The sequence below is a fragment of the Vagococcus sp. 211 genome, from assembly GCF_056322705.1.
In genome coordinates this window covers 591,402-604,841 of the sequence record NZ_CM150475.1, presented here as the reverse complement: position 1 = coordinate 604,841, position 13,440 = coordinate 591,402, and the positions used below count along the sequence as shown (strand labels likewise).

Below are 13,440 nucleotides of genomic sequence, written 5' to 3'. Positions count from 1 at the left end.
GCTTTTTTTATCCTCTTAGTTTGTCTGCATATTCATTTAGTTTTCGAATACGGTGGTTAATTCCTGACTTACTAATAGCTCCAGAAGGCAAAACTTCCCCAAGTTCTTTCAAACTTATCTCTGGGTATTCTACTCGCATTTCTGCTACCTCTTTCAACTTATCAGGCAACTTATCTAATCCTACCATATCATCAATCAAACGGATATTCTCAATTTGACGTTTGGCTGCATCAGCGGTTTTATTCATATTAGCATTCTCACAGTTCATCAGGCGATTCACAGAGTTTCTAAGATCCCTGACAATCCTAACATCTTCAAATTTTAACATGGCATTGGTTGCACCTATTAATACTAAAAAGTCCGCTATTTCCTCTGCCCCTTTTAAGTAAGCAATGTAACCGTTTCGACGCTCTAATACTCGTCCATTCAAATGATAATACGACATCATTTCGCAAATGTCATAACATTGATCTTCATACATTGAATAAATCTCTAAATGATACCGACTTGTTTCTGGATTATTAACTGAACCTCCTGCTAGGAAAGCTCCTCTTAGGTAAGAACGCATTTTTTGCTCGTTACCCATGATTGTTTTGGATACTCTTGTATTAAACATTAAATCATCCATAATTTCTAAGTCTGTTAGTACCATTTGTGTTTCTTGTTTCAATCTAACAATGTAAACATTGTTCTTTTTTAGTTTCATTTTTCGTCTCACTAATAGCTCACTATTCACTTCATAGTGATCTTTTAACAATGTATAAATCCGACGGGCAATGGCGGCATTTTCAGTTTGTACATTCAGTACGAACTGCTTATTAACCAACGTTACCGCCCCATTCATTCTGATCAGAGCAGCCAACTCAGCTTTTGCATGTTCTCTATGAACTTCTAATGTAGTCAATTCTTTTTTGACATCTGAAGCATATGACATACTGACTCACTCCTATCTTTCTTCTAATATTTCGCTCCGAATACTAAACGAAATAACTCTTCTACTACCTTATTACCGTCATGGAAGACGCCACCATCTCTTAATTCTAAAAAATCGGCAGAAATGACACGACACTCTTCATCTCTTAACCCTTGAAAATCGTGTCTGACTTGAACCAAATACTCATCATACGTTTCTTCATCCATATAATCATCTGGAATGATCTCAGTATTCACTAATACCGTGTCCACAAATTTTTCTTTTAAATGGTGGTGTAATACTCTGACATGATCCGCATCCGTAAAGTTTTCGGTCTCACCTTTTTGCGTCATGATATTACAAATATAAACAACCTCACCTTTAGATTTAGCAATCGCTTGTCCTACTTCTGAAATCATCAAATTAGGCAGAATGCTAGTATACATACTTCCTGGTCCTAAAACAATCATATCAGCTTCTTCAATAGCCTGAATAACATTTCTTGCGGGTTTTGCTTCTCTGTCCGTTTCAGTTTCACGAACATAAACATAATCAATCGGTTTACGTTCCTTCACTATATGAGACTCGCCCACCGCTTTTGTCCCATCCTCATATACAGCATGTAGGGTCAACGCTTTTTCAGACGCAGGATAGATTCTTCCATCTACATGCATGAAATGACTCAGCATCTGTACTGCTTCGTACGTGCTTTCCTTCATCTCTGAAATAGCTGCAATCACAATATTCCCAATGGTGTGATTCGCTAATAAATCATGTTCTTTCCCAAACCGATATTGAAACACATCAGAATAATCCTCTGGCATGTCTGATAAAGCTACCAAGACATTTCTTAAATCCCCTGGAGGACTCATGTGCGAACTGCTTCTTAAAACACCACTACTCCCACCATCATCAGCCACTGTTACAATCGCTGTTATATCAGCACTTTGGTCACGTAATCCTTTTAAGATAACGGGTAGACCTGTCCCACCGCCAATAATAACAATTTTAGGTCGCCGAATTCGGTAGGTTTTCATGGTGCTCATGAGCGATTAACCGTTTCTTTTCGTTTGTTAATATCGCGATGGGTAATATTAGTATTGTAATCTTGTGCCAATCGTTTGCCCAATCGCTCTGTCAATGCAACAGAACGATGTTGACCGCCAGTACAGCCAATCGCAATTGTGACACTCATTTTACCTTCCTTTTTATAACCTGGTAAAATGGTTAACATCAAGTCTTCGTATTTTGTATAAAAATCTTCCGTCATTTCAGAGGCCATAACATAGTCATATACGGCTTGATCTAGACCTGTATTAGGTCTTAGCTCATCAATATAATGTGGATTAGGTAAGAAGCGGACATCCATCACCACATCTGCATCAATCGGTAAACCATATTTAAAACCAAAAGATACCATCTCTACTCTAAACGTTGAGGTGTCTTGTGTTTTAAAATGACCAATGATTTTTTCACGTAATTCACGAGGTGCTAATGTTGTTGTATCAATCACTAACTGGGCTTCCGCCTTTAATTCTTCTAACAAGCCACGCTCTTTAGCAATGCCTTCTGTTACTAATCCGTCCATGGCTAAGGGGTGAGTTCTTCTTGTTTCTTTATAACGGGACACCAACTCTTTATCCGATGCATCTAAGAACATAATCGTTGTGTCGACTAATTTTGTATTTTCTAATTCCACTAACATGCTTTGAATTTCTTGGAAAAAAGCACGTGAACGTAAGTCAATCACTAAAGCAATTTTTGATATTTTTCCAGATTCTTTAATTAATTCCCAAAACTTAGGGATTAAACTTGGAGGTAAATTATCTACACAGAAAAAGCCCATGTCTTCAAAACTTTGTATGGCAACTGTTTTACCAGCACCGCTCATTCCTGTAATCACGACTAATTGTAGGCTATCTATTTGTTTTTCTTCCATATTTATCACTCCTTCTACTCAGTTTCACCATTATAACACACCCGGGCGTGTCTTTGTTAGAGAAAAAAACGAGTCACTTTAAAGTGACTCGTTTTGGTTAAATCGTTCCATAACTTCTTTTAAGTATTGTCCTGTGTAACTTTCCACTACCTCACACACTTCTTCAGGGGTTCCAGTTGTTACAATCGTACCACCACCATCGCCACCTTCTGGTCCTAAATCAATGATATGATCAGATGTTTTAATGACGTCTAAATTATGTTCAATCACAAGAACCGTATTACCTGCATCCACTAACCGATTTAATACCACAAGCAATCGACTAATATCATCCGCATGTAAACCTGTTGTCGGTTCATCTAAGATATAAATATTTTTACCTGTGGACCGTTTATGGAGCTCGCTAGCTAATTTCATTCTTTGAGCCTCTCCACCAGACAACGTTGTCGCAGACTGTCCTAACTGAACATAGCCTAAACCTACATCAACGATGGTTTGAAGTTTTCTGTGAATCTTAGGAATGGCTTGGAAAAAGAGAACCGCTTCCTCCACCCTCATTTCCAGTATCTCAGCAATGTTTTTGCCTTTATATTTAACTTCTAATGTTTCTGAATTGTATCGTTTGCCACCACATGTCTCACAAGGAACATACACATCAGGTAAGAAATGCATCTCGATTTTTAAGATGCCATCTCCTCGACAGGTTTCACAACGACCACCCTTCACATTAAAACTAAAACGCCCCTTTTTATAGCCACGAATTTTCGCTTCATTCGTTTTAGCAAACAAATCTCTAATGTCATCAAACACACTTGTATAAGTTGCTGGGTTACTTCGTGGGGTTCTACCAATTGGACTTTGGTCAATATCAACAATTTTCTCTAGTCCTTCATAGCCAGTCAATGAACGATGTTTACCCGGTTTCTCAGAATTGCGATTGATTTTTTGAGCCAATGCTTTCTTCAAAATATTGTTCACCAATGTGCTTTTCCCCGAACCTGAGACGCCTGTTACAGCAACAAACTTCCCTAAAGGTATTGTGACATCTATATTCTTAAGATTATTTTCTGTGGCACCTTTAATCGTAATTTTTTGGCCGTTTCCTTTGCGACGTGTTGTTGGCACAGGAATCTGTTTTTTTCCAGACAAGTACTGCCCTGTTAATGAGTTCGGATCGTTCTCCACCTCTTCAGGGGTTCCAGCCGATACAATATTACCACCTAATTCACCAGCTCCAGGACCTATATCGATTAAATAGTCTGCGGCACGCATCGTGTCTTCATCGTGTTCCACGACTACCAAAGTATTTCCTAAATCTCTCATTTTCTTTAAAGAGTCAATCAACCGATTATTATCTCGTTGATGAAGACCTATTGAAGGCTCATCTAAGATATATAAAACACCTGACAAATTAGAACCAATTTGAGTCGCTAAACGAATCCGTTGTGCCTCTCCACCTGATAAAGTACCCGATGATCGACTTAAAGTTAAATAACTTAATCCCACATTGTTCAGAAAACTCAATCGATCATGAATTTCTTTAAGAATGGGACTTGCAATGGTCTGCTCCTGTTCACCAAAAGACAACTCTTTGAAGTAATTAACAGAATCCACTACAGACAATTGACTAATTTCACCAATGTGTTTCCCTTTCACCTTAACAGATAAAGCCTCTCTATTTAATCGGTAACCGTGACATGCTTCACACGTAAGCTCTGTCATATATAACTTCATTTGTTCTCTCGTATAATCACTGTTAGTCTCGTGATAACGACGCTTAATATTAGTCAATATCCCTTCAAAAGGCATGTCAACATCTCTGACACCACCAAATTCATTTTCATAATGAAAATGGAATTCTTTCCCATCGGATCCTCTCAGTAATATCTCTTGCTGCTCTGTTGTTAATGAATCAAAAGGCACGTCAAAATCAATATCAAAAGCCAGACATGCTTGTTCTAACATTTGAGGATAATAATTAGAACTAATAGGGTTCCACGGTGTAATCGCTCCTTCTCTTAAGGTTTTCGTTTTATCTGGCACTACTAAATCAGCATCCACTTCTAACTTAACGCTTAACCCATCACATTCAGGACAAGCCCCAAAGGGTGTGTTAAAAGAAAAGAGTCGGGGTTCAATGTCCCCCACAGTAAACCCACAGTAAGGACAAGAGTGATGTTCACTGAACACTAAATCCTCCCCACCAATAATATCTACAATAGCGTATCCTTCAGATAATCTAAGAGCCACTTCAAAGGAGTCAAACAGACGTGACCGAATGCCTTCTTTAACTACTATTCGGTCAACCACAACTTCAATATCATGTTTTTTTGTTTTAGATAATTCTGGTACTTCTTCTAAATCAAATAATTCACCGTCTACACGTACCCTCACAAATCCTTCTTTTTTGATTTGTTCAAACACTTTTTTATGTTGGCCTTTTTTCCCTCTCACAATAGGTGCAAGAATCTGAATGCGTGTGCGCTCCTCTAGTTCTAACACCTTATCTGTCATCTCTTCTGGGGATTGACTACTTATCTCAGTGCCATCATTTGGACAAATGGGATGACCCACGCGAGCATAAAGCAAGCGCAAATAATCGTTGATTTCTGTTACAGTTCCCACAGTAGACCGTGGGTTCTTACTCGTTGTCTTTTGATCAATAGAAATGGCCGGACTCAATCCATCAATACTATCCACATCAGGTTTGTCCATTTGACCTAAAAATTGACGAGCGTATGCGGATAGACTCTCCACATATCGTCTTTGACCTTCAGCATAAAGGGTATCAAAAGCAAGAGAGCTCTTGCCTGAGCCCGATAAACCAGTCACAACAACCATTTTATCTCTAGGTATCGTAACGTCTATGTTTTTTAAATTATGAGCTCTCGCTCCTTTTATTACTATTTTATCGTTCGCCATCGTCTTCTCCTATTTCTCAGCTTTTAGTTCCAACAAAGTATCTCTCAATGTCGCGGCACGTTCAAAGTCTAATGCTTTGGCCGCTTCTTTCATTTGTAATTCTATGTCTAACAAGACATTTTCTTTTTCTTTTCGGTCTAAACTTCTGTATTCTTCTAGTACCGAATGACCTGTATTTTCTTCTTCTGCTTCTTTTGTAATACTGATTAAATTACGAACTTCTTTAATGATTGTGGTTGGAGTGATGCCGTGTTCTGTATTATATGCTTCCTGAATACCTCTTCTTCGAGCCGTTTCATCAATGGCTTTGGTCATAGAGTCTGTCATTTTATCCGCGTACATGATGACTTTCCCTTCAGAGTTACGTGCCGCTCTACCAACTGTCTGAACAAGAGAACGTTCACTTCTAAGGAAGCCTTCTTTATCCGCGTCCAAAATAGCCACGAGTGATACTTCTGGTACATCAATTCCTTCCCTCAGTAAGTTGATACCTATCAGAACATCAAACACACCCAAACGTAAATCTCTAATGATTTCCGTTCGTTCAAGTGTTTTAATGTCACTATGCAAGTATTTGACTTTGAGTCCTAGCTCTTTGAAGTAATCCGTTAAATCTTCTGACATTTTTTTGGTTAAGGTGGTAATAAACACCCGCTCATTTTTCTCTATGCGTTCATTTATTTCTCCCACCAAGTCATCAATTTGTCCCATAATTGGACGCACTTCAATGATTGGATCGAGTAATCCTGTTGGACGAATGATTTGTTCTGTCACAAGCTGTGTCCTATCTAACTCATATGGTCCTGGTGTCGCCGAAACATATAGAATTTGGTTAACATGTTCTTCAAATTCTTCTAGCTTCATAGGGCGATTGTCTAGCGCACTAGGAAGTCTAAACCCATAATCCACAAGCATTTGCTTACGCGCCCTATCTCCGTTATACATCCCTCTAATCTGAGGCATTGTCACGTGAGATTCATCAACCATAATTAAGGAATCTTCAGGAAAAAAATCAATTAATGTATAAGGAGCATCCCCTTCATTACGGCCATCCATGTGACGGGAATAGTTTTCAATGCCTGAACAATAACCCATTTCTCGCATCATTTCGATATCGTAATTGGTCCGTTGCTCTAGTCGTTGTGCCTCTAATAACTTATCATCCCTTCGGAGTTCCTTTAATCTATCTTCTAACTCTTCTTGAATCTGAAGAATGGCTTGTTCCATATGATTCTCATCGGTCACAAAGTGCGTCGCAGGGAAAATAGCCACATGTTCCCGGTCTATGAGTATCTCACCTGTTAAAGCATCAAATTCTCTAATTCGCTCGATCTCATCGCCAAAAAATTCCACACGAAGCGCATGCTCGTCTCGTGATGCCGGAAAAATTTCAACCACGTCTCCACGAACTCTAAATCGGCCACGTTGAAAATCGATGTCATTACGATCAAATTGAATATCCACAAGTTGACGTAACAATTCATTACGGTCCATTTCCATTCCTTCTCTTAAAGAGAGGACTTGTTTGCTGTATTCGTTTGGGTCACCCAAACCATAAATACACGACACTGATGCCACCACAATCACATCATTGCGCTCAAGTAAGGCACTGGTTGCTGAATGTCGTAACTTATCAATTTCATCATTGATACTAGCATCCTTTTCAATGAAAGTATCACTAGATGGGACATAGGCTTCTGGTTGATAATAATCATAGTAACTCACAAAATATTCCACAGCATTGTTTGGAAAGAATTCCTTGAATTCACTGTATAACTGTCCAGCCAATGTTTTATTATGCGCAATAATAAGGGTTGGTTTATTCACTTCTTTAATGACATTAGACATGGTAAATGTCTTACCAGACCCTGTAACACCTAACAAAATTTGTTCTTTTTCTTTATTATTTATATTAGTAACAATTTCTTTAATTGCCGCTGGTTGATCTCCTGCTGGCTCGTATTTAGATACTAAATCAAAGGTTCTCGACGTGTCTCTATCTATCATTTTACCTACTCCTTTAGACTTAATCTGACCTTCATATTTTACCATAGCGAACATATTTTCGCCAATACGGGAACTCCTCTTAGATGGAAGAACTATTTTGTCATTAGTAGTCTTTTCTATTTGTATATATTCGAAAGAAGAGTACAATATAGAGTAAGTTATTAATCATAAATATGGAAGGATGATACAATGTCTAAAGAAATTTCTTTTTCTCACATTGAACAATTTAATGCCAACTATTTAAAGGACGATAAACACTTAATGAGTCAGCGTGCGGTAGTGAAAAATGGGATCCTAGCTTCATCTGAAAATCAGTCTTCGGCTGTGTTAAACACACCCATTTTTTCAATCGACTTAGATACTGGTAATGTAACCAACCAAAAACAAAGTGGACGATGCTGGATGTTCGCCGCACTCAATACATTCCGTCATCACATCCAAGATGCGTTTAATATTAAGCAATTCGAATTATCTCAAAGTTATACTTTTTTCTGGGATAAATTTGAAAAAGCTAACTATTTCTATGAAAATATTTTAGCAACATCTGAAGAAGAGTTAACAAGCCGTAAAGTAAGCTTTTTACTTCAAACACCACAACAAGATGGCGGCCAATGGGACATGCTAGTTGCCATCATTCAAAAATATGGTATCGTACCGAAAAGTGTCATGCCAGAATCATACAGCAGTTCTAAAAGTAGTGAGTTAAATACTTATTTGAATAAAAAACTACGCCGTGACGCCATGGTATTAAGAAACTTAGTCGCAGAAGGCGCTACAGAAGAAACCATTACCTTAGAAAAAGAAAGCATGCTACAAGAAATTTACACTCTATTATGTACAAGTTTAGGAACACCTCCCACAACATTCGATTTTTCTTATTACGATAAAGAAGAAGCGTATCATTTGGTTCGTGACCTAACACCTCAAAGCTTCTATGATCAATTTATTGGGCGTGACTTGTCTGATTATGTTAGTGTGATTAACGCACCTACAAAAGACAAACCATATAACCAATTATATACAGTGGAGATGTTAGGAAGTGTCGTTGGAGGAAAAGAAGTTCGCCATTTAAACGTTGACATTGATACCTTCAAAGAGCTAGCTATTGACCAACTTAAACACGGTGAAGCCGTATGGTATGGCTGTGATGTGGGTCAATCTTCTACTCGAGATACTGGTATTATGGCCACAGATATTTATAGCGTCGCTGATACATTGGATATTGACTATTCTATGAGTAAAGCGGAGCGTCTAGACTATGGTGAGAGCTTAATGACCCATGCTATGGTATTAACTGGCGTTGACTTAGTTGATGACAAACCTACTAAATGGAAGGTTGAAAACAGCTGGGGAAACAAAGTCGGTTCAAAAGGTTATTTTGTCATGAGCGATGAGTGGTTAGAAGAATATACTTACCAAATCGTGGTGGATAAAAAATACCTATCTGATGAGCTAAGACAAATTGTAGCAGCTGATAACGTCACAACGTTAGCACCTTGGGATCCAATGGGTGCCTTAGCATAATAAAAAGAAGCCAAACTCAATGTTAATCGATGAGTTTGGCTTCTTTTTTATTTATATTTTTCCTATTTCAGGGGGAATTAGGAGAATACTTACTTACCTTTTACGTCTAAAAACCAAGTAAGTCCCAGATAAAACAATGCCTCCTAGGTAAGATAATAGAGGGCGTTTCTTATCATTTGTTTGAGGAAGTTTAGCGGAAGTATTCTCTACTATCCCGTCTTTACTTCCCTTTTTACTTACTAGAGATACGGATGGTTGACTATCTTTTGCATCATTTTTCGTCACCTTATCTGTCTCCTCTTTGTCTGTTACTTGAGTATCTTCTGTATTCTCCACCTCAAGCTCGTCTACTACGGGGGCATCTACTACAGGTTCATCTACTACCGGCTCATCCACTACAGGTTCGTCTACCACTGGCTCATCTACCACCGGCTCGTCTATTACGGGCTCGTCTACTACAGGTTCCTCTACTACTGGCTCATCCACTACAGGTTCGTCTACTACGGGTTCGTCTACCACGGGCTCATCCACTACAGGTTCGTCTACCACTGGCTCATCCACTACAGGTTCGTCTACTACGGGTTCGTCTACCACCGGCTCGTCTATTACGGGCTCATCCACTACGGGCTCGTCTATTACGGGCTCGTCCACTACAGGTTCGTCTACCACTGGCTCGTCTATTACGGGCTCGTCCACTACAGGTTCGTCTACCACTGGCTCATCCACTACGGGTTCGTCTACCACTGGCTCATCCACTACAGGTTCGTCTACCACTGGCTCGTCTATTACTGGCTCATCCACTACGGGTTCATCTACCACTGGCTCGTCTATTACGGGCTCGTCCACTACAGGTTCGTCTACCACTGGCTCATCCACTACGGGTTCGTCCACTAGATGGATCATCTCTTCACTCACACCTAATTCATTTATAAGTTGTACTTTCGCTGCTTCTGAGGCAACAAGATAAGTAATTTTTTCCGTGTTGGTGTTTGAGAAGAACATGAAAGCAGACTCTCCAATGACGACCTCTTTATTTTTAAATTCAATTTCTTGTATGCTACCAAACGATCCTCCTAGAAAACCATATTTTATGTCTGTTGTTTTGGCACCTAGACTGATTTTCTTTAACCCGTTTAACTCATAAAATGGATTTTTACCATAGCTATGAACAGAATCTGGTACAACCAATTCTTCTAAGTTTTCGATGTTATAAAAAGCAAGGCGCCCAATACTCTCAATCTGACTACCCAGTGTAATCTTTTCTGCCCGTAGCATGTTTTTGAAAACCAAATCACCAATTTCGACAACACCATCATTCAAAACAATGTCTCTTAAATTGACATTGTACTCAAAGGCATTCTTTCCAATCACTTTTACAGTATCTGGAAACACATAACTTCCGCCATCTTTATCAGCAGGGTAAGCAATCAAAGTGCTTTGGTCTTTGTTAAATAGAACTCCATTTAAAGAAGAATAGGTTCCATTCTCCTCAGATACTTGAAGTTCTCTTAAACCAATCGCCCCAGAAAATGGATAATCACCAATATCTGTTACTTCCTTAGGTAGATAAAGTTTCTTCAACTTAGGATTCGTTCTAAAGGCTCCCTCCCCAATGGTTTTTAGTTGAGAAGTGTCACTAATATCAAAATAAACCAGTTGATTGTTAAACGTAAAAGCACTTTTACCAATTGTTTCTACCCTATCCGGTAAAGAAAAACCGGTCAAACTAGAAAACGCAAACGCATGGTCACCAATGTATGACAACTCGCTACCAGGTTCAATGCGAACGTTTCTTAAATAAATCGAACTGTAAAAGGCTTTGTCGTCAATAGAGCGTATCGTTTTAGGTAACTGAATGTCCTCTACATTCGATCCACCTTCTGCAATGTTACCTGCCTCATCTTCGTAAGTTGTAAAGGCAAAGCTAGCCACCTTTGTTACCTTGTACTGATTCCCTTCATGTTCCACTTCTTCTGGTATCACAATATCCACACCTAATCCTGGAATAGGTTTTTCTCCGTCACCAATTTGGACTTCCCGTTGTCCCTCTTGGTTCATGATAATTTTATACACCACTCCTTGTGCGTCTTTAAAAATAGCTCCCTCTTCCTTTGCTACTTCTACTTCTGAATAATCTATTGAATAAAGCTCTTCAGCTTGTACCTCATAAAAAGTCGGTGCCATGGTTACTAAAACCGCACCACAAACAAATGCTAATTTTTTCATCTTCTCTCTCCTTTTAGGTTAACCTAAATATTTATTAAAGTAATCCTAATTATATAAGAAATAAAAGAAGTGTCAATCCATCCTTTTCATTTGTTCAACTAATAGATCCCTTTTAAAACGAAAAAAAGCAATCATTTATTTAAAATGATTGCTTGTCACTAACGATTCAATTGATAGACTTTTTTAACAAAATAAGGGGTTAATTCAGACATATCCGTAATTATCCAATTTGCTTCTTCTTGATTAACAGGTGGATAATCTAAATTATTGTAACCTATACAAACCATCCCTGCCCTCTTAGCTGCTAATATGCCATTGGTGGAGTCTTCCACCACTAAACAATTCTCTTTTGGAATACCTAATTCTTTTGCCGCAGCTAAGAAAACATCTGGATTCGGTTTAGACTGAGCCACTTCTTCCCCAGACTTCACTAAATCAAAATAAGAATAGATACCTAACTCAGTCAAATGTTCGATAATGAGTTCTTTCCCTGTGGATGAGGCAACAGCTATTTTGAATCCTGCGTCTTTTAAAGGAGAAAATAACTCGTTCACGTGAGAAATCAACTGTACTTGCTCCTTACGAAATAATGAGTCTAATGCTTCTTTTCCTCGTTTTTTTAGTTCATCCACAGAAGCAGATAATTCGAAATCCTCTTTGATGTGTGACCAAATATAATCTTGTGTCGTCCCACAATATTTTCTGAAATAGGACAATTCAGCCTCTTTTCCACAGTCATTGACCACTTGTTGCTCTGATCTCATATAGAAATTTTCTGAATCGATTAAAACACCGTCCATATCAAATATAACTAACTTTAATTCTGACATGCTACACCTCTTTGTCTTATCCTTAAATATGATCCTTTTGGTACACACTTTCCCAATCTGATTTAAAATCATTGACTGCTTTTTGAACCGCTACAGTATCAAGATTAGCTTCTAAAATATCTGGGCCAATGGTAACACTTTGAGCACCAAAAGCAAGCGCATCTACCATTTGATAGCTATTTTTAAAGCTAGCTGCTAGTATTTTAGTTGATGAACCGGTTTGTTCTATTCGTTGAGCTAGATGACTAATCACATCATTAGCATCCAGTCCAATATCAGCCATTCGGTTATAGTATGGTGCGATATAATCTGCCCCAACATTAATCGCTAATAAGCCTTGCAACACAGAATAAATCGCAGTAGCTGTGACATTGATACCACGTGCTTTTAATTCTTTCATCACCCGAAGTCCTGCATCTGTTGTTGGGACCTTGATATAAACCTTATCATCTATATGATGCAAAATGCTTTCCGCATCTTGCATCATGGCCTCATAGGTGTCACCAATTACTTGAATATGCAGACTCTTGTCATCTCCTATGAGGTGACGAATCTCTTTCATATGCTTAATAAAGTCAATGTGTCCTTCTTTTTTTATAATAGAAGGATTGCTTGTCACCCCTTGAATATTTAAATGCTCGTTATAGTGACGAATTCTTTCAATATTAACAGTGTCTAACATTAACTCCATTTGGCTTATCTCCTTTTATATGGTAATCGTACTTCCTACTGTCATTTTTGGCATCTCTTTTGCTTCTACATATAATGTACCCGGTAATTCAGCTTCTGTACTGCCATCAAATTTAATCGTGATATGTCCTAACTCATTCAAGTTTTTTGTAACAACAGCACCTACTGCTGTAATGCGGTAAGCTGTATCAGCAATTGTTATTGTCATATCTGTTGTAATGTCTTCACTTGCTTTATTTAATTGAATGTTATAGCAATAATCAGCTAAACTTTCGGGTGCGTTTTCCCCAAAAAGAATGATCATATTTTCAGCCTGGAACATTTCGGCCTCTGCTCCGATGTTTGTTATTGTTGTATTAAAAATAGTCATGTGTCTCTCTCCCCTAATG

10 protein-coding genes are annotated in these 13,440 nt (G+C 38.4%); 1 reads left to right on the top strand and 9 read right to left on the bottom strand.

Annotated elements, in window-relative coordinates:
• Positions 1 to 7: 7 nt before the first annotated feature.
• The 5 genes from whiA to uvrB form a co-directional block, all read right to left on the bottom strand.
• Entirely contained in the window at positions 8 to 934 is a 927-nt protein-coding gene (whiA, locus tag ACVWM0_RS02970; protein ID WP_476473160.1) for a DNA-binding protein WhiA, read from the bottom strand.
• Positions 935 to 957: 23 nt separating this feature from the next.
• Positions 958 to 1,950, bottom strand: coding sequence for a gluconeogenesis factor YvcK family protein (locus ACVWM0_RS02965; RefSeq protein ID WP_476473647.1), 993 nt, complete (start codon positions 1,948 to 1,950; stop codon positions 958 to 960).
• 5 nt (positions 1,951 to 1,955) lie between these two features.
• Positions 1,956 to 2,852, bottom strand: a complete 897-nt coding sequence (gene rapZ, locus ACVWM0_RS02960) for an RNase adapter RapZ (RefSeq protein ID WP_476473159.1) — start codon at positions 2,850 to 2,852, stop codon at positions 1,956 to 1,958.
• A 78-nt stretch (positions 2,853 to 2,930) separates the two neighbouring features.
• On the bottom strand, positions 2,931 to 5,774 hold the full coding sequence (gene uvrA / locus ACVWM0_RS02955) for an excinuclease ABC subunit UvrA (protein ID WP_476473158.1): 2,844 nt from the start codon (positions 5,772 to 5,774) through the stop codon (positions 2,931 to 2,933).
• Positions 5,775 to 5,783: 9 nt separating this feature from the next.
• Entirely contained in the window at positions 5,784 to 7,781 is a 1,998-nt protein-coding gene (gene uvrB, locus ACVWM0_RS02950) for an excinuclease ABC subunit UvrB (RefSeq protein WP_476473157.1), read from the bottom strand.
• Between the two features lie 189 nt (positions 7,782 to 7,970).
• Here uvrB and ACVWM0_RS02945 point away from each other — a divergent pair, with 189 nt between their 5' ends.
• A complete protein-coding gene (locus tag ACVWM0_RS02945; protein WP_476473156.1) occupies positions 7,971 to 9,305 on the top strand; it encodes a C1 family peptidase in 1,335 nt (444 codons plus the stop codon).
• Between the two features lie 93 nt (positions 9,306 to 9,398).
• Here ACVWM0_RS02945 and ACVWM0_RS02940 read toward each other — a convergent pair whose 3' ends face one another.
• From ACVWM0_RS02940 to ACVWM0_RS02925, 4 genes are all read right to left on the bottom strand, one after another.
• Complete coding sequence (locus ACVWM0_RS02940; RefSeq protein ID WP_476473155.1) at positions 9,399 to 11,531, bottom strand: leucine-rich repeat protein; 2,133 nt, start codon at positions 11,529 to 11,531, stop codon at positions 9,399 to 9,401.
• A gap of 158 nt (positions 11,532 to 11,689) precedes the next feature.
• On the bottom strand, positions 11,690 to 12,361 hold the full coding sequence (locus ACVWM0_RS02935) for an HAD family hydrolase (protein ID WP_476473154.1): 672 nt from the start codon (positions 12,359 to 12,361) through the stop codon (positions 11,690 to 11,692).
• A 22-nt stretch (positions 12,362 to 12,383) separates the two neighbouring features.
• Entirely contained in the window at positions 12,384 to 13,052 is a 669-nt protein-coding gene (locus ACVWM0_RS02930; protein WP_476473153.1) for a fructose-6-phosphate aldolase, read from the bottom strand.
• Positions 13,053 to 13,067: 15 nt separating this feature from the next.
• Complete coding sequence (locus tag ACVWM0_RS02925) at positions 13,068 to 13,421, bottom strand: PTS glucitol/sorbitol transporter subunit IIA (RefSeq protein ID WP_476473152.1); 354 nt, start codon at positions 13,419 to 13,421, stop codon at positions 13,068 to 13,070.
• Between the last annotated feature and the right edge of the window lie 19 nt (positions 13,422 to 13,440).